Below are 26,076 nucleotides of genomic sequence, written 5' to 3' on the forward strand. Positions count from 1 at the left end.
ATCTCTCCTTGATAAAATCATCGACTGTTGCAATTGCAGATTATTGGGGATCAGCCCCGGCCATCAATAGATGGAGGAGATGAATTGCTTGAACCGTTCGGACTTGGGATGGGCGAAGATCTCCTTGGGATTGCCCTCCTCCTCCACACGGCCCTGATGCAAAAACATTACCTTGTTCGACACATCGCGGGCAAACGACATCTCATGGGTCACCACCAGCATGGTGCGCCCCTCTTCGGCCAGCTCGCGCATCAGGCCGAGTACTTCGCCTACCAGCTCGGGATCGAGCGCCGAGGTAGGTTCGTCAAACAGCATCACCTCGGGCTCCACCGCCAGCGCCCGGGCAATGGCCGCCCGCTGCTGCTGACCGCCGGAGAGGTGGCCTGGGTAGTAGTCGCGCCGCTCCCACAGTCCCACCCGGTTGAGCAGGTGTTCCGCCTTGGCCATCGCCTCGGCACGGGGCACCTTGAGCACCTGGATCGGCACCTCGATGATGTTCTGCATGATGGTCATGTGGGACCAGAGATTGAAGCTTTGAAACACCATGGCCAAGCGGCTGCGAATACGCTCCACCTGGCGCACGTCCTCCGGCAACCGTTCACCGGCCCGGTTGGTTTTCATGCGAATAAGTTCGCCATGGAGGGAAACCGTGCCGGAAGAGGGTGTTTCCAGCAAATTGATACAACGAAGAAAGGTCGACTTCCCCGAACCGGAGGAGCCGATAAGGGAGATCACATCCCCCTTGTGGGCGGTCATATCGATGCCCTTGAGCACTTCGTGGGTGCCGAAATACTTGTGCAGATCACGAACTTCCAGTGCGGCAACGTCGCTCATCCATTACAACCTTGTCTGTCCCTAGACGCCGCTGGGGCGTGACTCACGCCATCGTTTATTTAACAAAAAGTTAACCGATGGCAACCTTCAGCGAAAATATCACTCGGATAGTTAAAAAACAATACAGAACCGAGGTCTTTGGTGTTTTGTCTGTATTTTTATTGGTCAAACAGGTATTTTTCAGCACTTTGTCTGCATAAAACGCTAACCCACCCTGCCTGGCGACACCGCCTTTTTATACCCCCAGCGCAAGGCTGGCAAGAAGATTCCTACGTTTTGGCCGCAAGCCACCCGGATTGACTTTATTCAACCATGCAGTACACGCATCCTGTTGAAAAATGGGCCTGTCAGACCCCATTCTGGCTGCACCAGAATGGGCCGGCGCCCCAACAGCGGGCCTCATTTCGCACCAAAAACATAACATATTGATAAAGAAGCTCCAGATGGAGCAGGCAAACACACAAATATGTGACACAGGCCCAATAAGTGATGATAAGGTGTCATTTTTGTCAGTTTTTGTGATCGAGGCCCCGATGTTGCTCAATGTGTTGCTGATCCTGCTGCCGCTGGTAATCGGCTATCTGGTACCCCTCTCCTCTGCCCGTTTGATCAAGCTGGTCAATCAATCGCTGGGCAAGATGGTCTATCTCATTTTGTTCCTGATGGGGCTGGGGCTCGCCTATGTGGAGAACCTGGGCAGCAATCTGGCGGTGATCTTCAAGGTGGCCGGGGTGATGCTCGCCGCCATTACCCTGTGCAACCTGCTGGCCCTCTGGTGGCTGGACAGGCGCTCCCCTCCCACTCATGAGGCCAGCGACGGTCAGATGCCGAGCAAGCTGCACCTGCTGTGGGAGTCGCTGCAGCTCTGTTTCGTGGTGCTGGGCGGCGTCTTGCTGGGGCTGCTGGTCGACCTGCGCGCCCTGCCCATCGACAAATGGAGCGAGTGGGCGCTGATGCTGCTGCTGTTTCTCATCGGGGTGCAGATGCGCAACTCCGGCATGCGGCTGCGCCAGATCCTGCTCAACCCCTGGGGCATGAAGATCGCCGTCACCGTCATCCTCAGCAGCTGGCTGGGTAGCCTGCTGGCCGCTCAACTGCTCGGTATGCCGCTGACCCACGGCTTGGCCCTGAGTTCCAGCTTCGGCTGGTATTCGCTCTCCGGCATCCTGGTGGCCGACAAGCTGGGGCCGGTGCTGGGCTCCGCCGCCTTCATCAACGATCTGGGGCGCGAGCTCATCGCCATCCTGATCATTCCGATGCTGATGCGCCGCCACCCCTCCGCCGCCATCGGCTATGGCGGCGCCACGGCGCTGGACTTCACCCTGCCGGTCATCCAGAAATCCGGCGGCATCCAGGTGGTGCCGGTGGCCATCGTCTCCGGCTTTATCCTGAGCCTGCTCGGCCCCATCCTGATCCTGGGCTTCCTGGCCATCTGATTGCCCCTGAACCACCCACCGCCAACAACGACAAGCCCGGCACTGCTGCCGGGCTTGTCGTTTAAAAGAGGGGAGCGGGCATGACAGGCATCCCGTCAACTAGTGGCCTTCAGGTGCGCCAGCGGCCGCCGCTCATCACCTGCTCGATGGCCAAAGTGGCCGGGTCGATCAGCAGCAGATCCGCATCCTGCCCCACCGCCAGCGTGCCCTTGGTCGCCAGCCCCAACGCCCTGGCCGGATTGGCCGTCACCACCGCCAGCGCCACCTCCAGCGCGACCCCCTTGCCGCAACTCTCCACCAGCGCCTGCCACAGACTGCCTATCTGGCCGCAGCGCAGCTCGATGAGACGCCCCTCGCCATCGAAGCGCGGCAGGCTGGCGTTGGCGTCCGAGCTGAAGCTGATCCGATCGGCGGGCACCCCGACCGCCAGCAGCTCCACCAGGGCGTCGGCCGCCAGCCGCTCGCCATCGTCCAGCAAGTCCGGAAAGCTCGAGGTGGTGAGATCGACCCAGCCACCGGCCCGGCCCCACTCGATGGCCTCGGCAAACAGCCAGGGGTTGCGGTTGCAATGGGTGGGATAGAGCTGGCGCAGCGGGATGTCGGTGCCATCGCGCAGGGCCCGCAGCGGCGCCAGCGCCCCGCGCCCGTCCCCCAGATGAAAGAAGCTGACCCCGCTCTTGCCGGCGAGCAGCCCGGCCACCCGCGCCTCGCTCACCAGGCGGGCCAGCTCGTCGTGGGTCGGCGCGCTGGATCTGTGGTCGCTGATGGCCACCTCCCCCACCCCCAGCACCTCGGGAATCAGCATGATGTCCGACTCCACCGTACCGGTGAGGGTCTTGACCGGCAGATGGTAGGAGCCGGTATACATGAAGGCGCTCACCCCGGCGGCGCGAAACTCGCGCACCTTGCCGAGCACCTGGGCCGGGCTGCGAGTCAGGCTGTCGGTACCGAGCGCCGCCACCAGGGTAGTGACCCCTGCGCTCAGCGCCTCCCTTGCCGCCAGCTCCGGCGTGCGAAAACCAAAGCCCCCCTCACCACCACCGCCGGTAATGTGGGCCAGCGGATCCACCAGCCCGGGCACCAGATAGCGGCCGCGACCATCCACCCGCGTCAGCGGCCAGTCGGCGGGGACTGACAAGCCCCGGCCGAGCCAGGCGATGCGGCCATCGGCCACCAGCAGATCCTGGCGGCCCTGCGCAGTCGGGCCATAGAGTTCGGCGCCCTCGATCAGGGTCAACATGTGCATGCTCCTCGTGATGATGATGGGCGCCACAAAGCGCCAGCCATGCTGCACTCTACCCAGCCGGCGGTCATGGAGGGAAGCACTTCCGCACTTCCGCACTTCCGCACTTCCGCACTTCCGCACGGCCAAGCGCCCGTTCCCGTAGGCAAGGGCCGCCGGATCCGCTAGGCTCAGCGACAATCCCACTGGCTGACGTCACCCTTCATGAACTATCTGGCTCACCTGCATCTGGCAGCCCATACCCACAGCTCCCTCACCGGCAACCTGCTGGGAGATTTCGTCAAGGGCGCCCTGCCGAGCGCGCTCGGCACCGAACTCGACGAGGGGATCTGGCTGCACCGCAAGATAGACGCCTTTACCGACAGTCACCCCGAACACAGGGCGGCAGTGGCCTGCTTCGAGGCCCCCTGGCGCCGCTTTGGCGGCATCCTGGTGGACATGCTCTACGACCACTGGCTCAGCCTGCACTGGCCGCAGTTTCATGACGAAGCCCTGCCCCGTTTCCTGCAGCAGAGTTACCGGCACCTGCTGGTGGATGCAGACAGCCTGCCGGATGGGTTGCCGCTGCCCCTCAGACGGATGGCGGAGCAGGACTGGATCGCCTCCTATCAGCACAAAGAGGGGCTGGCGCAGGCCCTCAACGGCATCGGCCGCCGGCTGCGCCGCCCCCTGCCGCTCGGCGATGCGCTGCTCACCCTCAAGGAGGCGCAATGGCATGGGTGCGAGGCGGGCTTTCTGCGCTTCTACCCCCAGTTGATGAGCCATAGCGTGCAGCAGTTGGCCCACTATCGCGAGACCGGCGGCCACGCCGGCTTGCGGCCATAAAAAAGGCCCCGTGAGGGGCCTTCTACCAACGCTTCATCAGACCCCTGGCGTGGCCGGCAGGAAGGTGAACGCCTTGGCCGGCACAAACTTGTCCGCCGTTTCCCCCGCATAGAGCTGACGCTCGGTCAGCGGGAGTTTCTTGACCGGGGCGCCTGCACTCAAGTCCAGCTGATCCATGCTCACCCAGAAGGTGTTGGGCAGATGGGTCAGCTCGAAGAAGTAGCGGCGATGCTGTTGATCCGACACGCTGCGCCACAGGGTGGTGGAGATGTTGGGTTGATCCGGAGTGCTGATCCCCATGGGCACCGAGACGTTGCGCATCACGCTCATCACACCGGCCACGGCCTCATTGGCCTGATCCGTCTTGGGCAGGGTCTTGATATAAAAAGAGGCCCGGGCGAAACGATCCGCCGACCGGTTGGTGCCCGGCAGCATGGTGAGCCCGCCTATCTCCTCCCAGTACTCGTTGAGTGCCAGCTGCTTGTCGAACACGGGGGAGTTGGTCATCACCTGATAGCTGCGGTCGTGGTGGATCTGCAGCTTGCCATCCACGTACTGGAAAATGGCCGAGTCACCGCTGGCATCCGAGATGGAGAGGTGCAGCTGGCCCGGCTTGCCATCCGGCGTCAGGGTGGTCACCACATAGAACTCGTCCTTCGACAGGGCGGCGACCGCCTCGCTGACGGTGGCAAAATTGTCCAGCACATACTGGGCCCAGAGGGAGATGGAGAGCGTCTTGCGCGGATCCTTGTCACTCGGAGTCACATACTCGGATTCGGTCAGGTAGAGCAGGTTGGCCACCAACCCCTTTTCATTCATGCCATCGGCGGTGCCCGCGTCAAACCCTGCTGCGACCAGGGAGCCATAGCGCGCGTTCCACGTCATGGAGTGCGGCCCGGCCGCCCCGCTCCGCTCGATGCCGCGCGGCAAGGCCCAGAGGTTGGTCGGCATGGCGGCGCGCCAATCCATGGTGCGGCCGGTCACCACCAGACCGCCGTCGCCCTGATAAACGGCGCGGGTGCAGGCATCGGCCAGCGAACTGACCGACAGGGCCATGGTCAAGGCCAACAGGGTTTTCTGGAGCAAGGGTCTGGATTGGCGTTTCATTGGGTGCATCACTCAAGGCTGGTGAAAAGGACAGGCTAACGGCGGCCGCTGTATGGGAGCTTAATGAGGATAGTCAGCTGCCCGCCCCCCTCCCACCTCGCGGCGTCCAAGATGTGATCATGTCGACATAGTGGCTGCAAGATCAGCGAGATACAGCGGACATCTGCACTGCCAGCAAGCCCTTGGCCCACCCGCTGTCACGTCAACCCCGGTCGTGTCATGCCTGGGTAGCGCATCCATAAAAAAACCGGACTCCAGGTCCGGTTTGCACAGAGCAGGCACGCTGACACGGGCCTCAGTGGTCCTGCGCCGAAGGCTCACCCTTCTTCTTGCGAATGCTCAGGCCCAGCTCGCGGCCGCGCAGGCGGGCGTAATAGATGGTGCCGATGAAGGCGAGCACGGTGAACACCAGCTCCACCACCGCCAGCCACCGCTCCCCCTCATCCGTGGTGATCAGGGTCAGGGCGTGCAGGAAGTAGGGCATCAACACGAAGTTGCCCCAGGCGTGGGTGTAGGGGTTGCCCTGCACGATCCCCTTGAGCGGGAACAGCAGCGGCACCGTCCAGATCACCGGCAGCAGCCAGGGGTTGAGATCCGGGTGGGGCGAGAGCCACAGATGCCAGAGGATGACCCAGCCCAGCAGGCCGAAGAAGCCGACCAGGGTCAGCAGGCGGGCGAAGCGGGTGCTCACTTGAGGATCTCCAGCACCTGCTCGGGCGGACGACCGATGCGGGCCTGACCGTTCTTGATCACGATGGGCCGCTCGATGAGCTTGGGATGCTGGTGCATGGCGCGAATGAGGTCATCACCGCTCACCTCGCCAAGCCCAAGCTCCTTGTAGAGATCTTCCTTGGTGCGCATCAGCTGACGCGGATCGCTGAACCCCAGCTGGCTCAGCAGGGTGCGGATCTCTGCCTCGCTCGGAGCCTGCTCCAGATAGAGCACCACATCCGGGGCGATCCCGTGCTGTTCCAGCAAGGCCAGGGTTTCACGGCTCTTGGAGCAGCGCGGATTGTGGTAGATTTGGGTCTCGCTCATGATAACTCCCTGATTAATCGCAAGATGGGACAAGAAACGGCGCTATTGTAGGGGAAACTGATGGTCAGGGTAAGCGCGAGAGTGCAGGAATTGAAACGAATTTGTTGGCTGATTGTGGCCGGCCTGCTGACAGCCTGCAGCCCGCCCCCCCAGTTCACCGACAGCCAGAACCAGCCGGTGGCCCTGGCCGACTTTGCCGGCAAGCCGCTGTTGGTCAACTACTTCGCCCCCTGGTGTGCCCCCTGCCTGCGGGAGATACCGCTGCTGGAGGCGCTGGCTCATGAGGGGCAAACTGCCGTGGTGATGGTCAACTACGACCCGGCAACCCCGGCCGAGCTCGCCAAACTGGCCGGACAGTACCACATCGAGGTGCCGCTGCTCATCGCCCGGCAGGAGGCGAGCCTCCCCTTCCCCCGCCCCGCCGGGCTGCCCACCAGCTATCTGCTTGATGGCGAGGGCAAGCTCCAGCAGACCCTGGTGGGTGAGCTCACCCCATCGCGGGTCGAGGCCCTCAGGGCATCAGTCAAGTAGCTTGACCACTGACGCCAACGCCGCTGGTAGCGGCGCCAGCCGGCTGGCGTTCCCGCCATTCTCTTCGCCATCATAAAACGACAAGGGCGCACCGAGGTGCGCCCTTGTCGTGGGTGAGAGCTGCTGGCCCGTCAGCCCTTGAGGCTGTCGAGATCCTTCTTGGCCCGCTCCAGCTCGGTGATGCGCGCCTCCAGTCTGGCCAGGGTCAACTTGTCGTTGGTGGTGCCGCGCGCCACGATAAGCTCGTCGATGGCTGCCTGGTAGTCACCGCGCAGGGAGAGCATTTCGGCCCGTGCCATGTGCAGATCGGTCATCCTGCCCGCCTTGCGATAGGCATCGGAGAGCAGGCTCCAGGCCAGGTTGTTCTCTTCGTGCTCGCGGGCATAGGGGTCGAGAATGGCGATGGACTTCTTGTAATTGCCCCCTTCCAGATAGGCGTTGCCGAGGTTCACCACCACCACCTCGTTGTCCGGCATGCGGGTGCGGAACTTCTCGAGCCGGGCGATGGCCTGGGCGCTGCGCCCCTTGGCCAGGTCGATGTCGGTGAGGGCATCCACCACGAACAGATCCTCGGGGTGGCGAGTCGCCAGCTCCTGCATCAGGGCATCGGCCTCGTCGGTGCGCTTGAGCTGCAGCAGCGCCAGCGCCTTGCCGTAGGTGGCCGCATCCTTGAGCGGGTAGTCCCCCTTCTGCAGGCGGTTGTCAAAATAGGTGAGCAAGGCCTGCGGGCTCTCGGTGCCGAAACGCACCTGGATACGCACCTTGGCCAGCCAGAAGTCGAGACTCGGCGGCAGATCCCGGCGGCCATAGCTGCCCGCCCGGGCGCGCGCCTCGCTGATCCGGGTCTCCGGCAGCGGGTGCGTCAGCAGCATCTCAGGCGGCTTGCTGGCGTAGCGATATTCGGCCGCCAGCTTCTGGAAGAAGTTGGCCATGCCCATGGGATCGAAGCCGGCGTCGTAGAGGGTCTTCATGCCGATCCGGTCCGCTTCGTATTCGTTGTCGCGGGTGTAGTTGATGGCCGACTGCATGGAGAGACCGAGCGTGGTCTGCAGCGCGGCGATGCCCGCGGTGGGGTTGATCACCGCCAGCGCGATGGAGCCTACCAGCCCGGCCAGGGTCATGGCGGAGCTGCTCGCCTGCGCTTCCATGTAGCGGGCGATGTGGCGCTGAGTCACGTGGGTGATTTCGTGCGCCAGTACCGAGGCGAGTTCGCTCTCGCTGTCGGCATAGAGAAACAGGCCGGTGTGCACCTTGACTCGCCCGCCGAGGAAGGCGGCCGCGTTGATGCTGGGATCGTTGATGAGGAAGAAGGTGAACGGGAAACGCACGCCGTCGGCGTTGGAGAGCAGCCGCTGGCCCAGATCGTCGATGTACTGGCTCAAGACGGGATCATCGATGATCGGCAAGCCGGCCCGGGCAAAGCGCATGAAGGCGTTGCCGTAGCGCACCTCCTGCTCGATGGGCAGGGCGGCCACCCCGGCGGTGCCGATGTCGGGAAGCTGGTTGTTGGCCTGGGCATGGAAAGTGGCACCCATCAGGGAAACCAGCAGGGGGAGCGATGCCATCAGGGGGGAAAAGCGTGCCACGTTATCTCTATCTCCAATCAGACCCTACCGGGACACCGGCAGAATACCCTTGCCCATCAAGGGCTACAAGCGTTGTTTCGCGCTCTCATCACGGCCATAATAGCCGCCTCACGCGCGATGGAGCCTCCATGGAATACCTCGACCTGACCCCCTGGCGCTGCCCCGAGCCGCTGATCCGGCTCAAGCTCTGGCTGCGTCAGGCCAACGCCGGTCAATCCCTGTCCATCCGGCTGGCCGATGCCGGCTCCCGGCAGGACATTCCCGCCTATCTGCAACGCCAGGGTCATGCCTTCACGTTGCAGGAGGCGCCTGACAATACCCTCTCTTTGCAGTTGGTGGTCGGGGCCCAGCACCACGGCAAGCCCCAGTAACCTAAGGATGTCGCCATGTTAGAAGTCATCAAGCGCTGGTATCAGACCCGTTTCTCCGATCCCGATGCCGTCACCCTGTTCCTGCTGCTGGTGGCCTGTTTCGCCGTGCTCTGGCTGTTCGGCGATCTCTTGGCGCCGCTGCTGGTGGCGCTGGTGATGGCCTACCTGCTGGAGTGGCCGGTGAGCCGGCTGCAGCGGGCCGGGCTCTCGCGCACCCTGGCCACCAGTCTCATCCTGCTGTTGTTCATTGCCCTCACCGCCATGGCATTCCTCGGGCTCATCCCGACCCTGGCGAGCCAGGGACTGAACCTCGCCAAGGAGTCGCCGGCCATGCTCTCCCATGCCCAGGACTATGTGCGCACCCTGCCCGAGCAGTACCCCGAGCTCATCAACGTCACCCTGGTGGAGACCATCATCGACAACATCCGCCAGCGCATCCTGACCGGGGGCGAGCAGCTGGTGAGCGCCTCCCTCAGCTCCCTCATCAACGTGGTGGCCATCCTCATCTACGCCATCCTGGTGCCGCTGATGGTGTTCTTCATGCTCAAGGACAAGCAGATTCTGATGGGCGGACTGCGCCGCTTCCTGCCGCGCAACCGCACCCTGGTCAACCGGGTCTGGGTGGAGATGAACGAGCAGATCCTCAACTACATCCGTGGCAAGGTCATCGAGATCCTGATCGTCGGGGTGATCAGCTATGTGGCCTTCGCCATGCTGGGGCTGCGCTACTCGGTGCTGCTGGCGGTGGCGGTCGGCTTCTCGGTGCTGATCCCCTACATCGGCGCCGCGGCGGTCACGGTACCGGTGGCCATGGTGGCCCTGTTCCAGTGGGGACTGACGCCGGAGTTCACCTGGCTGATGGTGGTCTACACCGTGATCCAGGTGCTCACCGGCAACGTGCTGGAGCCCATCCTCTTCTCCGAGGCGCTCAACCTCCATCCGGTGGCCATCATCATCGCCGTGCTGGTGTTCGGCGGCCTGTGGGGATTCTGGGGGGTCTTCTTCGCCATTCCCCTCGCCACCCTGGTCAAAGCGGTGCTCAACGCCTGGCCCAAGCGCGAAGAGCTGCCCGCAGCGAAATAACCCACTTCCCATGCAATCGTGACAACGGAGTGTCCATGACCTTTTCGCGTCAAATCAGAGCAGCAGGGCTGACGGCCCTGCTGCTCGCTGCCGCCATGCCCGCCCGCGCCGATATCGACCTTGGCTCCATGGATCTGCTCACCAGCGACAGTCCCACCAGCCCGGTGCCACAAGGCTTTGTCGCCGGTGCGGCGCTCATCGGGGGACAAGCCCGCTATGAGGCGCAGGATAATGCCACCTACGCCATCCCGGGCTTTATCTACTTCGGCAAGCAGTTCATGTTTCTCGGCGATCGGGCGCGTTACTACTTCCACAAGGATGAACATGTCGCCCTGTATGGCTATGGCCGGGTGCGTTTTGGCAATCTGGATCCCGAGGATTCGCCCGCCTTCACCGGCATGGAACAGCGCAAATGGCAGCTGGAAGGCGGGATCGGTGGCAACATCATCACTCCCTACGCCCTGCTGACCGTGCGGGCCAACAGCGACATCACCGGCCGCAGCAAGGGTCAGGAGCTACTGCTGTGGGCCGACTTCCCAATCCAGCGCGACAACCTGCTGATCATGCCGGGGATGGGGCTGATGCTGCGCAGCGACAAGATGGCCAACTACTACTTCGGCGGCATCTCCGAAAGCGAGGCCACCGCCCAGCGCCCGGCCTGGGATACGGGGTCAACCCTCTCCCCCATGGCGGCGCTCATCACCAGCTATCGCTTCAGCCCCAACTGGATTGGCATGTTTGCCATGAACTACGAATGGTATGATCGGGATATTAAAAACAGCCCCATCGTCCAGCACGATGGTGAACTCTATGCAGGATTTGCCCTCGGCTATATCTGGTAATTGTGATTCGCCGTGAGATACGAACAAACAAAAGGGAGCACTCGGCTCCCTTTTTCACGATCATCGTCAGGCTGATAGTGCAGCCTACTCAGGCTGCCAATTCAGGCTTACAGCGCAGCCAGAAACTCGGTCAGCTGCTGATTGACGAAGGCGGGGTTCTCCAGCGAGGCGATGTGGCCAGCCGCTGGGATCTCCCTGAACGGGCAGCCCAGTACCTCGGCCATCAGATAGCCTTCCAGCACTGGCCGCGCCTTGTCCTGACTGCCGGTCATCACCAGCGCAGGCACGCTGATCGCTTCCAGCCACTCGATGCGATCCTCGCGGGTCACGAAGCTGCGGCCCACCGCCACCATGGCGGCCACCTTGTCGGCCGGCCAGGCGGCGAGGCGCGCCTTGAAACCGCTCATCAGGTCGGCATCCGGCTGATCGGCAAAGAACAGCGGCGCCACCTGCTCGACGATGGGGGCCGGGATGGTGCTAAGCTGCTCGATCATCGCCAGCATGCCGAGGTAGCGCTCGCAGGTGATCTGCGGCTCGAGACCGACGAAGCTGTCCATCAGCACCAGGCCCTTGAGACGCGCGGGTGCCATGCGTGCCAGCTCGACGCCCCACATGCCGCCGATGGAGAGACCCACCAGCACGAACTCATCGATGCCGAGCGCATCGAGCAGCGCCAGATGATCGCGGGCCAGGGTTGCCAGGGTGCAGGCCCCCTCGGGCAGCGCGTCGGAATCGCTGTGGCCCCACAGCTCGGGCACGATGCAGCGATACTGCCCCTTGAGGGCCTCGATTTGCGGCGCCCACATGGCGCTGTCCCACAGGTAGCTGTGACCAAACAACAGTACCGGGCCCTGCCCCTCGTCCAGATAGGCCATCTGGCGGCCCGCGATCTCCATAAATTGCTTCATGTTTTCTCCTGTTTCTGGTGCCGACTATTGACGGGGCGGCAGTGTAGCACGACCCTCTTGGCAGTGACGCCTGCCTGGTGCAATCTGGAAAAGTGTCAATAAGGAGAAGAACATGCCGAAGGACAAGAGCAAGAAACGCCCGCGCCTGGACAAGAAGACCTACGAGCACCACCTGGCCCATCTGCAGGAGGAGCTGGTCAAGCTGCAGGAGTGGGTCAAGCAGGAGGGGCGCAAAGTAGTGGTGCTGTTCGAGGGCCGCGACGCCGCCGGCAAGGGGGGCGTCATCAAGGCGATCACCGAGCCCCTCAACCCCCGGGTCTGCCGGGTCACGGCGCTGCCCGCCCCCTCGGATCGCGAGCGCTCCCAGTGGTACTTTCAGCGCTACGTGGCGCACCTGCCCGCCGCCGGCGAGATGGTGCTGTTCGACCGATCCTGGTACAACCGGGCCGGGGTCGAGCGGGTGATGGGCTTTTGCAGCGACAACGAGTATCGCGAGTTTCTGCGCGCCTGCCCCGAGTTTGAGCGGATGCTGATCCGCGCCGGCATCACGGTGATCAAATACTGGTTCTCGGTTAGCGACGAGGAGCAGGAAAAACGGTTCAAGGAGCGGATCAACACCCCCATCAAGCGCTGGAAGTTCAGCCCGATGGACCTGCAGTCCCGCTCGCGCTGGGTGGAGTACTCCCGCGCCAAGGACGACATGTTCACCTACACCGACACCGAAGATTGCCCCTGGTTCGTGGTGGAGGCAGACGACAAGCGCCGCGCCCGTCTCAACTGCATCTCCCACCTGCTGGGCAAGGTGCCCTATGAGGCGATCCACTACGAGCCCATCACCCTGCCCCCTATCAACACCGAGGGTTACGAGCGCCCGCCGCTGACCAACCAGCACTTCGTGCCCGACATTACCGCCGCACTCGAGGGCTGAGCCCTGCCACCTCGCCTGCCGTTCTCGCCAAACGGCAGGCAATAAAAAGCCGGTCTTGCGACCGGCAAAAAGGCATTGAATCTAAAGAAAGGAAAACCTCGGCAGCCGCCCCTGATCAGGTGCGGATGTATTTGGCCGTGCGCGGGAAGGCTTGCTCCTTGGCATCGAACAGGTAGCAGGCTTCGGCCGGAATGCCGACGCTGTACTGCTGACCGGTGGCCACGTCCACGTCGGAGCTGGCCTTGACGGTGAAGTCGTGCCCTGCCACGTCCATGTAGACGAAGGATTCGGCCCCCAGGTGTTCAGCCACCTGCACCACCCCGCTCACCTTGCTGTGTGCATGGGGGTGATCCAGCGGCATCAGGTGCTCGGGGCGAATACCCAGCTCCACCTTGTCACCCACCGCGCCACTGCGGGCATCGACCCGGGCACGCACGGTATCGCCGGAGGTCAGCTTGACCACACACTCCTGCTCGCCAATCTCCAGCAACTCGCCCGCCAGGAAGTTCATCTTGGGAGAGCCGATAAAGCCTGCCACGAACTTGTTGTCCGGGTTGTGGTAGAGATCCAGCGGTGAACCGAACTGCTCCAGGTTGGTGGCCGCCTCGCCCTTGAGCGGGCTCAGTACCACGATCTTGTCGGCCAGGGTCATGGCTTCCACCTGATCGTGGGTCACGTAGATGATGGTGGAATTGAGCTCTTTGTGCAGCTTGGCGATCTCGATCCGCATCTTGACCCGCAGCGCGGCATCCAGGTTGGAGAGCGGTTCGTCAAACAGGAACACCTGCGGCTGCTGCACGATAGAGCGACCGATGGCAACCCGCTGACGCTGACCACCGGAGAGCGCCTTGGGCTTGCGGTCCAGCAGCGGCTCGAGACCCAGGATCTCGGCGGCGCGCATCACCCGCTTGTGGATGTTCTCTTTATCCATCTTCTTGAGCTTCAAGCCAAAGGCCATGTTCTCGTAGATGTTCATGTGGGGATAGAGGGCGTAGGACTGGAACACCATGCCGACGTTGCGCTCGACTGGCGGCACGTCGTTCATGTAACGACCGCCGATGGTCAGCTCACCGCTGGTGATGTCTTCCAGACCCGCGATCATCCGCAGCAGGGTGGATTTACCGCAGCCGGACGGGCCGACGAAGACGATGAACTCCCCTTCCTTGATGGAGAGGTTGATGTTGCGCAGGGTGTCCTTGTGAACAGCCGGATCGTAATTTTTGCGAACGTTGTTGAGTACTACTTCAGCCATGACGAGCTCCGCTCTTGAATCTTTGCAAATCGTGATAGCGGGGGGAGTCAGCTCCCCCGGCCATAAACTTAACCTTTCACGCCACCAGCGGTGAGGCCACCGACTAACCAGCGCTGTGCAAGCAGGAACACCACTGTGATGGGGAAACCGGAGAGCACTGCGGCCGCCGCGAAATCACCCCACAGATAGTTCTGCGGATAGAGGTACTGCTGGGCCCCGACCGCCAGGGTCAGATTGTTCACATCCTGCAACAGGATGGAGGCCATGGGCACCTCGGTAATGGAACCGATAAAGGCCAGAATAAACACTACCGCCAGGATGGGCACCGACAGAGGCAACAGGATCAGACGGAATGCCTGCCACGGGGTCGCACCGTCGATGGCCGCCGCCTCCTCCAGAGAGGAGTCGATGGTCTCGAAGTAACCCTTGATGGTCCAGACGTGCAGGGCGATACCGCCCATGTACGCCAGGATCAGGCCACCGTGGGTGTTGAGACCGAGCCAGGGGATGTAGTCACCAATCTTGTTAAAGAGCGCGTAGATGGCTACCAACGCCAGTACCGCGGGGAACATCTGGAAAATCAGCATGCCCTGCAGGATGGTGGACTTGCCACGAAAACGCAGGCGGGCAAAGGCGTAGGCACAGGTGGTGGAGAGCGTCACGATCATCAGGGCAGTAATGCCGGCGATCTTGATGGAGTTCCACAACCAGGTCAGCACCGGGAACGGCGGCGGCGTGATGCTGCCGTCGGCGTTGGTGATGGACATGCCCAGCGCCAGCTTCCAGTGATCCAGGGTCGGATTGGAGGGGATGATCTCCCCTACCGCGAAGTTACCGTTACGGAACGAGATGGCGATAACCATGATCAACGGGAAGATGATCAGCGCCAGGAAGCCCCACATGACCAGGTGGGTTGCCCACACCCGGTATTTGACTGATTTGGGTTGTACGATTGCCATGTTGAAGCCTCCTTACAGCTGCTTGTCGGCTTTGGACAATTTCAGGTTGAGCAGCGCCAGCGCACCTACGATGAGGAAGATAGCTGTGGCGATGGCACTGGCCAGACCGTAGTCCTGACCACCCGATCCCTGGAACGCAATCCGGTAGGTATAACTCACCAGCAAGTCGGTGGTACCGGCCGGGGTGCTGGCGCCGATGATGTCGGGCGCACCGTTGGTCAACAACTGGATAAGCACGAAGTTGTTGAAGTTGAAGGCGAACGAGGCAATCAACAGCGGTGTCAGCGGCTTCATCAACAGCGGCACGGTGATCTTGAAGAAGTTCTGCACCGGGCCGGCACCGTCCATGGCGGACGCTTCATAGAGATCTTCCGGAATGGCTTTGAGCAGGCCCATGCAGAGGATCATCATGTAGGGGTAGCCGAGCCAGGTGTTGACGATCAGGATCATCACCTTGGCCAGGAAGGGGTTGGTGTACCAGTCCGGCTTGATGCCAAACGCCGCTTCCAGGAACATGTTGATCTCACCGAAGTTCTGGTTGAACAACCCCTTGAACACCAGGATGGAGATAAACGCCGGAATCGCATAGGGCAGGATCAGCATGACCCGATAGAAACCGCGCCCCTTGAGCGATTCCCACTGCACCAGACAGGCCAGCACCATGCCGATAGCCAGGGTGAAGGCAACGGAACAGCTGGAGAAGATCACTGTCCAGATAAAGATCTGCAGGAACGGTGACTGAATGCCCGGATCGGTGACGATGCGCGCGAAGTTCTTCCAGCCCACGCTGACCACGAAGCCGGGTGCCACGCCCTTGCCGACAAACTGACCCTGTTCGTCGATGTACTGATAGAAGCCGGTGTCACCGTTGGGCAGCATCAGCTGGCCATTCTGGGTATCACGCAGCAGGTTGCTGTCTTTGATCACCACGCCGGACTTGAGCACGGCGCCATCCATCAGACGGGTGTACTGCTGCTTCTGGGCGGCAAACTTGCGCAGGCTGCTCAGGGTCAGGTGGGTACCGCCATCCGGCAGCACCAGATCCAGGTCACTCAGGTGAGTACGATGCTCAACAATGGCGCGGATCGGCGCGGCCTTGCTGGCGGCTTCGCCAGTGAAGGGCTGCAGCTCGACCACTTGCTGGGTGCTCTGCACCCGGCCCTCGCGGGACGCCAGCTCACGGGCCTTGTTGTTCATCAGGGAAACAGGTTGGCTGATAAAGGATTGATCATCCTGTGTCAGCAGCAGCTGGAACTGGCCATTGTCGCCACCCAGCAGGGTAAAATCGAATTCACCGCCCGCCACCTTGTAGGTTTTCTTCAGGTGGTAGTCCCGCGCCTGCTCCACGGAGAGCAAGTTGGACCCCGAATAGTTGGTGAAGGCGATGCCAATCGTGTAGGCAAGAGGGAAGATGATAAACACAACCATGCCCGCAACACCCGGAAAGATGTAGCGATGGGCATAGGTCTTCTTGTTCATGAAGACATACAGACCGACGGAAACCACCACCAGATCCAGCAGCGCGAATACCCACTCGCCACTGGCGTACATCATCACGGCTGCGTAGCCGTTGAGGATGGCGACCAGGGCCGCTATGGTCCACTTAAGCCAGGTGTGCTTATCCTTCGGACCGGCACAGGACTCAACAGAAGGTACTACTTCCATGCCAATTAACCTTTATAACGCCAAGAGAGATTTGAGAGAGTGGGAGGCCATTGCGGCCTCCCGGGTAGTGCGTGCTTACTGAACGATACGCTTGGCAGCGGTATCCAGTGCTTCGTCAACACCCTGACGACCGGAGGTCACGTTCTTGAGGGCAGTTTCGAAGGAAGACCAGAAACGGCTCATCTCAGGCACGGACGGCATCGGCTCGCCAGCCTGGGCGTTCAGCATGGTGGCCTTGATGTGCGGATCGGATTCCAGGGTCTTCTGGAAGGATTTCAGCGCAACGGCACCCAGCGGCTTGTCGGCGTTAACCGGCGCCAGACCGGCATCGGTCAGCAGGTAGTTTTCCAGGAACTCGATGGCCAGATCCTTGTTCGGGCTGGCGGCGTTGATGGTGGCACCCAGCACGCCAACGAAAGCTTTGGCCGGCTTGCCGTTCAGGGTCGGCAGCGGCGCTACGCCGTACTTGATGCCGCTCTTGTCCAGGTTGCTCCAGGCCCAGGGACCGTTGATCATCATGGCCACTTCGCCCTTGTTGAACTTGGCGTCCATCACACCGTAGTCGATGCCTTTTTCCAGGTGACCGGACTTGATCATCTCGGAGATGTAGCCGACACCGGCCTTGGCACCCGCGTTGGCCACGCCGGTGTCTTTCACGTCATAACCGGTAGCGGTTTTCTTGAAGGCATAACCACCGTTGGCAGCCACCAGCGGATAGCTGAAGTACGGGGTGTCATAAGCCCACATGATGGCGCGCTTGCCGTTTTTCTTCAGAGTCTCGTCAATCTTGGCGATCTCTTCGAAGGTTTTCGGCGGCTCGGGCAGCAGGTCTTTGTTATAGATCAGGCTGACCGCTTCCATGGCAACCGGGTAGCCATAGGTTTTGCCATCAACAGTCATGGCATCCCATGCCAGCTGTTCAAATTTGCCTTTGGTGGCAGCGTTCGGCGTTACCGGAACCAGCAAACCGGCTTTGACCCACTCACCGTAACGGTCGTGAGCCCAGAAGAAGATGTCCGGGCCGTTGCCAGTGGCGGCGGCTTGCTGGAATTTCACTTCAACCTGATCCGGGTGAGCCACAGTAACCTTGATGCCGGTTTCTGCTTCAAACTTCTTACCCACTTCAGCCAGACCGTTGTATCCCTTGTCACCGTTGATCCAGATGGTCAGCTGGCCTTCATCGATGGCAGCAGTAGCAGAGCAAGCGACGCCAAGAGTGGCCAGACCGATCAGGGATGACAGCAATTTCTTTTTCATGAGCCTTTCCTTGTATTAGTTCCGCGCTGTAAGAGCATTGTGTGCGAGATGAATATTATCCCAAGCCGTTACCGCCTCACATGACGCAACTCGCATTTTTGAAACGCAATTACGTATTTTCTTCCAGAAAGTTCTGAAAACATTTTCTTATTTCAGGGGGTTATCGCCATTTATTGGCATATTTATCGCCAAATTAAGAAATTAAATTACCAAAGAGAAATAAAAAAACATGAATGAAAGGGTTTTCACCTCACTGAAAACCCTTTCACGGGGATTATTCTGTTTAATTTGTTAACAAAGCACCGAGTTGGTTTCGCTGCTGCCTACCCCGTTAAATAAAAAGACACCGCAGCGAAGTGCGGTGTCTTTTTGCCAAAACTGGAAAGCAGATCACATTACGACTGGCGCAGCAGCTGATCCTTGAGGTTGGGCGGGACCCCCTTGATGGTCAGGGTATCGGTCTGGGGATCGTAGAACACCCGGCTGTTGAGCAGCTTCTGCTCGAAGCTCAAAGTCAGGCCGCCACCGGAGCCGACGAACTTGGTCAAGCCGCGCAGGGTCGAACGGTCGGCCGGGAAGCGATCTTCCAGCTCGTACTCCTGACCGATAAAGCTGTAAAAATCGAGGTCGCCATCGCCCGGCAATTCCGCCGACAGCTCCTTGATCTCGATCTCTTCACCGGCGCTGGCCTGCTCGGTGCAATATTTGAAGACCTGTTTCTTGTAGTCATTGCGCTCGGCCGGCTCGAGCTGACGGCTGTCGCAATAATCGTCCACCGCCTGCAGCAGCCCCTTATTCTGGATCTTGGCATCCATCCCCTCGCGGGCACCCAGCAGATCCATGAAAAAGTCACCCAGCTTACGACCGACCCGACCCTTGCTGAAGGTGATATAACGGCGTGAATCCGGCTGGGTTTTCCATTCGGTCAGATCGATGCGGGCCACCAGATTCAATTTGCCGATATCCAGATACTGGATGTGACGCAGCTCCAGCGCCTCGCTGACGGTGACGCTCTCCTTGCCCTCCAGCAGGGCGATCATCAGATAATCCACCCCCACGTAGTTATATTTGGCAAACAGCAGCACCCCCTGCTCGTCGAGGGCGTGCTCCACCAGCTGCTTGACCAGCAGCTGGGTCATCTCGACCGAGAAGGGGACGAAGTCGGTCTGTTCGCCGAGCAGCCGTTCGAGGGCGATGCGAAAGAGCGGAGAAGGCTGTTTGGGGGCGCTCTCCCCCTCCGCCAGCTCGGCGACGGCGGCCTCGGGGTCGGCAAAGAAGCCGAAGCCCTTGCCCCCCTTGCCGTTGTAAATGCGATGCAGCTCCGCCATCAGCCCCTGTACCGCCTCATCGGCAGGCAGAAGCTGGCTGCGGGTGTCGGCGTGAGGTTGACCATCGCCGCCCTGGCGCAGGGAGTGAAGAATGATCTTGTCGATATCGAGACTCATGTCACAAAGCCATAGTGTTAGCCGAAAGGGTGAAGTATTATAAGGCGCTTTGAACCGAGATGAACCCAAGATTATGCCCATCGTATCAAAGTACAATAACGAGCAGTTTGACGCCCTGATGAACGACCTGATCACCGCCCTGGAGAAGCACAAGGCGCCGGTGGATCTGAGTCTGATGGTGCTCGGCAACCTGACCACCAATATCATCAATGGCATGGCCCCGGCCCAGCGTCAGGCGATCACCGAAAAATACATCCAGGCGCTCACCGCCTCGGTGGATCATCGCCACGATGCTCACTGAGTCTCTTCGCATTCTTTGATGTTTTTCAAGCAGATGGATCACTATGGTCGAAACCGGCAACCCCTATCGTGATAATGTTTCTCGCCTGATCACCTGGGGGCATTGGTTCTCCTTCTTCAACATCATTCTGGCCATGCTGATTGCCACCCGCTACCTGGGGGCGATCAGCTGGCCGTCGACCACGCTCGGCGTGACCTATCTCATCATCAGCTGGATCGGTCACTTCTCGTTTCTGAGCTTTGTCACCTATCTGTTGACGATCTTCCCCCTGAGTTTCGTGCTGCCCAAAGAGAAGCCGCTGCGCTTCATCTCGGCCATCATCGCCACCCTGGCGCTGGTGCTGCTGCTCATCGACACCCAGGTGTTCCAGCTGTTCAAATTCCACCTCAACGGCCAGGTGTGGCAGTTGCTGCTGGATCAGGCCCAGACCGAGGAGGGCTCGATCTGGAGCATCATCTTCGTGGCGGTGCCCACCATCTTCCTGGTGCAGCTGCTGCTGTCGGCCTATGTCTGGCGCAAGATCAACAAGCGCAAGCGCCGTCAGTACGGCAATCAGGTGGGGCTGGCCCTGCTGGTCTGCTTCATCCTGACCCACGTGGTCAACAGCTGGGCCGATGCCACCCTGTATCAGCCCATCACCATGCAGCGCGCCAACTTCCCGCTCTCCTACCCGATGACCGCCAAGAGCTTCCTCGCCAAGCACGGCTGGCTGGATCTGGATCAGTACGAGAAAAAGGCCGAATCACAGGATGGTGACAATGCGAGCCGCTTGCGCTACCCGCTGCGCCCGCTCAGCGTCAACGCTCCGCTGACCCACAAGAACCTGCTGATCGTGGTGGTCGACTCCCTGCGGGCCGACATGCTCAACAATATCAACATGCCCAATCTGCAGCGTTATGCGGATCAGCACCTCAACTTTGCCAACCACATGAGCGGCGGCAACGACGATGTGATGGGGATGTTCAGCCTGTTCTACGGCCTGCCGGGTCACTACTACGACGACATTCGCAACGACAAGACACCGCCGGTGCTGTTCGACGAGATGCTGCGCCAGGACTACCAGTTCGGCCTGTTCGGCGCGCTGGAAGATGCCCAGAAGTACCGCCAGAGCATTCTCTCCGGCCTGCGCAAACAGGTGTTCGTCTCCGAGCAGACCGATGACACCCAGCTCATCGGCGACTGGCAGCAGTGGCTCGCCAAGCGCTCGCCGGACCGGCCCTGGTTCTCGCTGGTCTATCTGTCGAGCCCGGGTGACTACCAGCTGCCGGCCAACGTGAAGGGGCCCTTCCAGCCGGAGCTCACCAAGTTCAACCCGGCCACCGCCTATCAGGCCGAGAATCTGGTGAAGCTGGAGAACCGCTACAAGAATGCGGTCTTCTATACCGACCAGTTGCTGGAACAGATGCTGGCCCAGCTGCAACAGCAGGGGCTCAGTGAGCAAACCATCGTCGTGGTCACCGCCAATCATGGTCAGGAGTTCAACGAGACCCAGAACAACAGCTGGGGCTATGGCACCAACTACTCGCCCTATCAGGTGCAGGTGCCGTTCGTGCTGGCCTGGCCGGGCAATGATACCCTGCCGACGAGCCCGGTGAGCAGCCACCTGGATCTGGTGCCGACCCTGATGCAGAGCATGCTGGGAGTGCGCAATGCGCCACGGGACTACAGCATCGGCCGCAACCTGTTCGACACCAGCCCGCGCAACTGGCTGCTGGCGGGGGATCAGCGCGACTTTGCCATCTATCAGGGCAACACCATCACCCACTTCAACAAGCAGGGTGACTTCGAGCTGCTGGAGCGAAACAGCTACCGTCCCATCAAGCACGGCACTCCCGACATGGGCGTCATGATCCAGGTGATGAACGAGCTGAACCGCTTCTATCGCGCCCCCTGATAGCCGCCTTGTGCCCTTTGAAAACCCGCTCCTGCAGCGGGTTTTTTATTGCCGACATCACCTTGGCATCAGCTGCCAAGCCCTCAGCCAACACCTTGCCACCCTCCCCCGTTTTATCCCCTGTCTGCCCGCCCAGCGCCCTGCAGGCGCAAACGTTGGCCCGCGTTGCTACTGATGCCTTCATCAAAAAATGCAGTCTGATCAGGATCATAAAAACAAAATGATAATGATTATCAATCGTTGATCTGGCTGGACCTCTCTGCAATAATCCGCGGCCTTCAGGCTCAAATAATAATTATTCTCAACATGAAAACACTACTTCACTACTGGCCCATGCTGCTGTCCGGTACAGCGCTGGCCGCCGGCGATCCCGCCGGCATAGACACCTCCGGCACCACCCCGCCCAAGGCGCGCGAGACCATAGTGGTCAAGGGCCAGCGGGTCGAACAGAAACTGTCCGACATCTCGGGTTCCATCACCGTCATCACCGAAGAGGATCTGGAGCGCCAGATCGCCACCGAGCTCACCGACGTGTTCAAGAACGAACCTGGCGTCTCGGTGACCGGCTCGGCGGGCCGGCCGCAAAACATCAGCATCCGCGGCATCGGTGGCAACCGGGTGTTGATCATCAAGGACGGGGTCCGGGTCAGCGACGGCTTCGGCGCCGACGACCTCAACGACAAGGTGGGCCGTTTCAGTTTCGATCTCGATGACGTCAAGCAGATCGAGGTGGCCAAAGGAGCCGGCTCCGCCCTGCACGGCTCGGACGCCATCGGCGGCACCGTGGTCATCACCACCAAGCAGCCGGAAGATTACCTGCAGGGGCAGGATGCCTACCTCAGCAGCAAGGTGCTGCACGACGGCAGCAGCGACAAGCAGAAACTGAGCGCCACCGGCGCCGCCCGCTGGGGCGAGAGCGCCCACCTGCTGCGCCTCTCCGGCTGGCAGGGGCACGAGACCGCCAACTATGACCAGAGCCGTATCCCGGCGGACCTCGATGGCCTCAGCGCCTCCACCAGCTCCAGCCTGACCCTCAATGAGCAGCATCTGCTGCGCCTCGAGCTCGACTACTTCGAAGACAACGCCAAGCGGGATCAGGGGCCGCGCGAAATTCCCCAGCCCGACGGCAAGTGGCAGGTGCGCCAGTATCGCGAGAACGGCACCCAGCGCTCCCAGGGCGGCAAGCTGAGCTGGGAGGCGCAGGATCTCGGCCACCCGCTGGCCGACCGCTTTACCTGGAACCTGCACGGCAACTACGCCAAGAACACCGCCAACAAGCGCAGCCTGCTGCAAAATGACGAGCTGAGCGGCTACCCCCGCTATCGCAGCGAGCGGGAGCTGGCCACCTTCACCGAACAGCTGATCGGCAGCGAGCTGGATATCCGCCGCGATCTGGTCACCGGCCCCATCGAGCACAAGCTGAGCTACGGCATCGAGCTGGCGCGCACCCGGCACGAGCGACCGGTGGAGAAGCTGATGCTGGAAGCCGGCATTCCCCAGCCCACCCAGTCCGCCCCCTTCAGCAGCGCCCGCACCGATCGGGCCGGCATCTGGCTGGGAGACGTGGCGACCCTGGGCCAGTGGCAGTTCACTCCGACCCTGCGCATGGATCAGCAGTGGCTGAGCCCGCAGGATGGCCGGGGCGAGAGCAACCACAGCTGGCATATCTCGCCAAGCCTGGCCACCAGCTACCGCTTCAACGAGCAGTGGCGCAGCTGGCTGAGCTACGCCAACGGCTTCAGCGCCCCCTCCTACGACAAGGTGTACGGCAACATTCCCCACTACTTTGCCCTGCCGCCGTTCGAGATCATCGCCAACCCTAACCTCAAGGAGGAGACCAGCCACAGCTTCGAGTGGGGGGTGAGCGGCGAAGGGGATGAGTGGAGCATCAAGCCGGCGCTCTTTTACAACCGCTACTACAACTTCGTCGACTGGCGTCAGGTGGGCTTTCGTCTGAGCGACGGGGTCATGCTGCGTCAATACCGCAACGTCGCCAAGTCCGAAACCTGGGGCGCCGAGATCGCCGCCAGCTACTGGCTGACCCAGCAGTGGGAGCTGGCCACCAAGCTGGGCTGGGTCGACGGCAAGACCAGTCAGGGCGAATCGCCGCGCAACCTCACGCCGCTCGAGGGCAACACCCGCCTCAGCTATCAGGCCAACGACTGGAGCCTGGGGCTGCAGGCCGACTACGCCGCCGCCATGAGCCGGGTGCCCACCTGTGGCAACAGCCTGACCCAGCAGCAGGGCGAGTGCCTGAAAACCGCCGGCTGGCTCAGCTTCGCCCTGACCGCCGACTGGCAGATCACCGACGCCCTCAAGGCCAACCTCAAGCTCGACAACCTGCTCGACACCCGCTACACCCGCTATCAGGACGTCGCCGGGCTGGAAGCAGGCACGGATGCGGGCCTCTACACCCAGACGGGCCGCTCCCTGAGTGCCAGCCTGCGCTACACCTTCGTGGGGCTCTGATGCACGCACTCCTGATGCTGGCCAGCCTGCTGGCCAATCCGGCGCAGGCTCAGCCTGCCGCCATTGCACCTGTCGATACCCAAAGCCAGGCCGTCGCCACCTCGGCGCCGATCGTGGCCCCGCTTATTCCTCACCGCTCGCTGCCGATGCCGGGGGAGCGGGCCCGGCTCGATCCCTATGGCGGCTGGCGCGACGACAGCCGTCAGGATCCCGCCCTGCTGGCCCTGCTGGGCGAGCAGAACCGCTGGACCGAGCAGCAGCTCGCCGCGCAGCGGCCGCTGGAGCAGGCTCTGCAGGCCGAGTGGCAGGCGCAAGCACGCGGCGAGCCCATGCCGCAAGAGTGGCTACACGAGGCGGGCAGCCAGTGGCGGATGGAAGCCGACGGCAGCCTGTGGCAGCGAGACGGCGAGCAGGCTGAGCCCCACCAACGGCTGGCGCCCCGCCAGCCGGCCAGCGGCTACTACGAGCTCGCCAGCTGGGCCCTGCACCCGAACGGGCGCTGGCTGGCCCTGGCCGAAGATCTGCAGGGCGATCGGGATTACCGCATCACCCTGCTCGACCTGGCCGACGGCAAGCCCCTGGCCACCCTGACCCACCGGGCCAGCGATCTGCTCTGGAGCCTGGACGGCAAGACCCTCTACACCATCGCCAACGAACCTCGCACCCTGCGCCCCTGGCAGCTGTGGGCCTGGCGTGATGGCAAGGAGCAGCAAATCCACCAGGAGGCGGACCCCGCCTGGCTGCTCAGCCTCTATCGCACCACGGATCGGCGCCACCTGCTGCTGCAGAGCAACAACCACGACAGTGCCGAGCAGTACCTGCTGGACGCGGGCACACCGGCTCTGCTCAAGGCCCGTCAGGCAGGCCTTGAGTACTACCTGGATACCCAGGGGGAGCGGGTGCTGCTCAAGAGCAACCGGGACGGTGCCCTCGGCCTCTATCAGGTGGCCGACCTGAGCCAGGTGGCCAAGGGAGAGTGGCAGCCACTCTGGTCTGGCGAGCAGAGGAGTCTCGAGAAGTGGCGCCTGTTTGCCGACTACACGGTGCTGCAGTATCGCCATCACGGGGATGACTGGCTCGACGTGCTGGATGGCCGCGGCCGGCTCAGCCATCGCCTGCTGCTGACCGAGGGGGCCGGCACGGCCTGGATCCAGGGCGCCCACGACCCCGCCAGCGGGCAGATCCTGATCCGCCGCCAGGGCATGGCCGAGCCGCCGCACCAGCGCCTGCTCGATCTCGCCAGCGGCCGCTGGCTGCCGGATTCCCAGGCCGCCCTCCCCTCCCTCTACCAGAGCGAGCGCCGCTGGGTGGTGGGCAAGGATGGCGTCAAGGTGCCGGTCTCCCTGGTGTGGCGCAAGGACATCCGCACCCCCAAGGCGCTGCTGCTGTACGGCTACGGCGCCTATGGCACCCCCATGCGCCCCTACTACCAGCCGCAGGTGCTGAGCCTGCTGGATCGCGGCTTCGTCTACGCCATCGCCCACGTGCGCGGCGGCGGCATGCTGGGGGATGCGTGGTATCTGGCCGGGCGCGGTCGCCACAAGCAGCACAGCGTGGACGACTTCCTGACCGTGGCCGATGCGCTGGCCCGGGATCCCGCCATCGACCCCGCCCGGCTGTTTGCCATGGGCGGCAGCGCCGGCGGCCTGCTGGTGGCGGCGGCCCTCAACCAGGCGCCGACCCGCTTCGCCGGGGCCGTGCTGCAGGTGCCCTTCGTCGATCTCATCGGCACCATGAGCGATCCCGAACTGCCGCTCACCCGTCAGGAGTACGCCGAGTGGGGCAACCCGGCCATTGCCGCCGATTACGCCGCCATGCGCCGCCTGAGCCCTTACGACAACCTGCATGCGGCCCCCTATCCCCCCGTCTATGTGACGGCTGGCTTGCACGACAGTCAGGTGCCCTACTGGGAGCCGCTCAAGTGGGTGGCCCGCCTGCGGGAACACAGCACGGGAGCGGGCCCCTATCTGCTCAGCACGGCCCTCGACGGCGGCCACCGCACCAGACCGGGCAACGCGCGCCAGCAGGAGGCCCGCGAGTACGCCTTCCTGCTCACCCTGGCGGGCGCCCGCCGGTGATCCCTTTTCTCATTTTTGTGTTGG

General features: G+C 62.0%; 23 protein-coding genes. 11 read left to right on the top strand and 12 right to left on the bottom strand.

Translation table 11 applies throughout. From position 1 onward, the window contains the following. Positions 1-63: 63 nt before the first annotated feature. The gene (locus C2U40_RS12770; protein ID WP_011705574.1) at positions 64-834 is read right to left on the bottom strand and encodes an ABC transporter ATP-binding protein; all 771 of its coding nucleotides are present in this window, start codon (positions 832-834) and stop codon (positions 64-66) included. Between the two features lie 533 nt (positions 835-1,367). Here C2U40_RS12770 and C2U40_RS12775 point away from each other — a divergent pair. Next, positions 1,368-2,270: a lysine exporter LysO family protein gene (locus C2U40_RS12775; RefSeq protein ID WP_043119622.1), complete on the top strand. Its 903-nt coding sequence runs from the start codon at positions 1,368-1,370 to the stop codon at positions 2,268-2,270. 109 nt (positions 2,271-2,379) lie between these two features. Here the strand turns inward: C2U40_RS12775 and iadA are convergent, their stop codons facing one another. Continuing rightward, positions 2,380-3,510, bottom strand: a complete 1,131-nt coding sequence (gene iadA, locus C2U40_RS12780; protein ID WP_103827726.1) for a beta-aspartyl-peptidase — start codon at positions 3,508-3,510, stop codon at positions 2,380-2,382. 207 nt (positions 3,511-3,717) lie between these two features. On the opposite strand from iadA, the gene C2U40_RS12785 reads away from it, so the two are divergent. Then, positions 3,718-4,338, top strand: coding sequence for an acyl carrier protein phosphodiesterase (locus C2U40_RS12785; protein ID WP_103827725.1), 621 nt, complete (start codon positions 3,718-3,720; stop codon positions 4,336-4,338). 36 nt (positions 4,339-4,374) lie between these two features. Here C2U40_RS12785 and C2U40_RS12790 read toward each other — a convergent pair whose 3' ends face one another. The 3 genes from C2U40_RS12790 to arsC form a co-directional block, all read right to left on the bottom strand. Next, positions 4,375-5,445: a linear amide C-N hydrolase gene (locus C2U40_RS12790; RefSeq protein ID WP_103827724.1), complete on the bottom strand. Its 1,071-nt coding sequence runs from the start codon at positions 5,443-5,445 to the stop codon at positions 4,375-4,377. A gap of 295 nt (positions 5,446-5,740) precedes the next feature. Next, a complete protein-coding gene (locus C2U40_RS12795; protein ID WP_016350325.1) occupies positions 5,741-6,136 on the bottom strand; it encodes a DUF2069 domain-containing protein in 396 nt (131 codons plus the stop codon). Then, positions 6,133-6,483 (bottom strand): arsenate reductase (glutaredoxin), encoded by a 351-nt coding sequence (arsC, locus tag C2U40_RS12800; RefSeq protein WP_103827723.1) that lies wholly within the window; start codon positions 6,481-6,483, stop codon positions 6,133-6,135. Before arsC ends, C2U40_RS12795 begins: the two co-directional genes overlap by 4 nt. Positions 6,484-6,543: 60 nt before the next feature. On the opposite strand from arsC, the gene C2U40_RS12805 reads away from it, so the two are divergent. Further along, complete coding sequence (locus C2U40_RS12805; protein WP_103827722.1) at positions 6,544-7,014, top strand: TlpA family protein disulfide reductase; 471 nt, start codon at positions 6,544-6,546, stop codon at positions 7,012-7,014. A 131-nt stretch (positions 7,015-7,145) separates the two neighbouring features. On the opposite strand, the gene C2U40_RS12810 is transcribed toward C2U40_RS12805, so the two are convergent. Continuing rightward, the gene (locus C2U40_RS12810; RefSeq protein ID WP_346814697.1) at positions 7,146-8,600 is read right to left on the bottom strand and encodes a beta-barrel assembly-enhancing protease; all 1,455 of its coding nucleotides are present in this window, start codon (positions 8,598-8,600) and stop codon (positions 7,146-7,148) included. Positions 8,601-8,728: 128 nt separating this feature from the next. Here C2U40_RS12810 and C2U40_RS12815 point away from each other — a divergent pair, with 128 nt between their 5' ends. From C2U40_RS12815 to C2U40_RS12825, 3 genes are read left to right on the top strand one after another with little or no spacing between them, the layout of a single operon-like run. Continuing rightward, the gene (locus C2U40_RS12815) at positions 8,729-8,971 is read left to right on the top strand and encodes a sulfurtransferase TusA family protein (protein WP_011705565.1); all 243 of its coding nucleotides are present in this window, start codon (positions 8,729-8,731) and stop codon (positions 8,969-8,971) included. Between the two features lie 15 nt (positions 8,972-8,986). Next, positions 8,987-10,054 (top strand): AI-2E family transporter, encoded by a 1,068-nt coding sequence (locus C2U40_RS12820; RefSeq protein ID WP_039215776.1) that lies wholly within the window; start codon positions 8,987-8,989, stop codon positions 10,052-10,054. Positions 10,055-10,089: 35 nt separating this feature from the next. Then, positions 10,090-10,896, top strand: a complete 807-nt coding sequence (locus tag C2U40_RS12825) for a MipA/OmpV family protein (RefSeq protein ID WP_103827721.1) — start codon at positions 10,090-10,092, stop codon at positions 10,894-10,896. 107 nt (positions 10,897-11,003) lie between these two features. Here C2U40_RS12825 and C2U40_RS12830 read toward each other — a convergent pair whose 3' ends face one another. Continuing rightward, positions 11,004-11,804, bottom strand: a complete 801-nt coding sequence (locus C2U40_RS12830) for an alpha/beta fold hydrolase (protein WP_103827720.1) — start codon at positions 11,802-11,804, stop codon at positions 11,004-11,006. 112 nt (positions 11,805-11,916) lie between these two features. Between C2U40_RS12830 and ppk2 the strand changes: the two genes are divergently transcribed. Next, a complete protein-coding gene (gene ppk2 / locus C2U40_RS12835; RefSeq protein WP_103827719.1) occupies positions 11,917-12,732 on the top strand; it encodes a polyphosphate kinase 2 in 816 nt (271 codons plus the stop codon). Between the two features lie 115 nt (positions 12,733-12,847). On the opposite strand, the gene C2U40_RS12840 is transcribed toward ppk2, so the two are convergent. The 5 genes from C2U40_RS12840 to yejK all read right to left on the bottom strand — a co-directional run bounded on the left by C2U40_RS12840 (position 12,848) and on the right by yejK (position 19,310). Then, complete coding sequence (locus tag C2U40_RS12840) at positions 12,848-13,984, bottom strand: ABC transporter ATP-binding protein (protein ID WP_103827718.1); 1,137 nt, start codon at positions 13,982-13,984, stop codon at positions 12,848-12,850. A gap of 68 nt (positions 13,985-14,052) precedes the next feature. After that, positions 14,053-14,943, bottom strand: a complete 891-nt coding sequence (gene malG / locus C2U40_RS12845) for a maltose ABC transporter permease MalG (RefSeq protein WP_005333868.1) — start codon at positions 14,941-14,943, stop codon at positions 14,053-14,055. Positions 14,944-14,955: 12 nt separating this feature from the next. Then, the gene (malF, locus tag C2U40_RS12850) at positions 14,956-16,608 is read right to left on the bottom strand and encodes a maltose ABC transporter permease MalF (protein WP_103827717.1); all 1,653 of its coding nucleotides are present in this window, start codon (positions 16,606-16,608) and stop codon (positions 14,956-14,958) included. A gap of 75 nt (positions 16,609-16,683) precedes the next feature. Then, positions 16,684-17,865: a maltose/maltodextrin ABC transporter substrate-binding protein MalE gene (malE, locus tag C2U40_RS12855; protein ID WP_103827716.1), complete on the bottom strand. Its 1,182-nt coding sequence runs from the start codon at positions 17,863-17,865 to the stop codon at positions 16,684-16,686. Positions 17,866-18,260: 395 nt separating this feature from the next. Continuing rightward, entirely contained in the window at positions 18,261-19,310 is a 1,050-nt protein-coding gene (gene yejK, locus C2U40_RS12860) for a nucleoid-associated protein YejK (RefSeq protein WP_016350315.1), read from the bottom strand. A gap of 73 nt (positions 19,311-19,383) precedes the next feature. On the opposite strand from yejK, the gene C2U40_RS12865 reads away from it, so the two are divergent. From C2U40_RS12865 to C2U40_RS12880, 4 genes are all read left to right on the top strand, one after another. Beyond that, entirely contained in the window at positions 19,384-19,611 is a 228-nt protein-coding gene (locus C2U40_RS12865; RefSeq protein ID WP_011705556.1) for a DUF1414 domain-containing protein, read from the top strand. 43 nt (positions 19,612-19,654) lie between these two features. Beyond that, positions 19,655-21,505 carry a DUF3413 domain-containing protein gene (locus tag C2U40_RS12870; protein WP_017409929.1) on the top strand — a complete coding sequence of 617 codons (1,851 nt, stop codon included), beginning with the start codon at positions 19,655-19,657 and terminating at the stop codon, positions 21,503-21,505. A 306-nt stretch (positions 21,506-21,811) separates the two neighbouring features. After that, a complete protein-coding gene (locus C2U40_RS12875; RefSeq protein ID WP_065478122.1) occupies positions 21,812-23,974 on the top strand; it encodes a TonB-dependent hemoglobin/transferrin/lactoferrin family receptor in 2,163 nt (720 codons plus the stop codon). Next, complete coding sequence (locus C2U40_RS12880; RefSeq protein ID WP_103827715.1) at positions 23,974-26,052, top strand: prolyl oligopeptidase family serine peptidase; 2,079 nt, start codon at positions 23,974-23,976, stop codon at positions 26,050-26,052. The genes C2U40_RS12875 and C2U40_RS12880 overlap by 1 nt, the downstream gene beginning before the upstream one ends. Positions 26,053-26,076: the final 24 nt, after the last annotated feature.

Origin of the sequence: Aeromonas sp. ASNIH4 (assembly GCF_002934425.1) — a bacterium.
Lineage (GTDB): Bacteria > Pseudomonadota > Gammaproteobacteria > Enterobacterales > Aeromonadaceae > Aeromonas > Aeromonas hydrophila.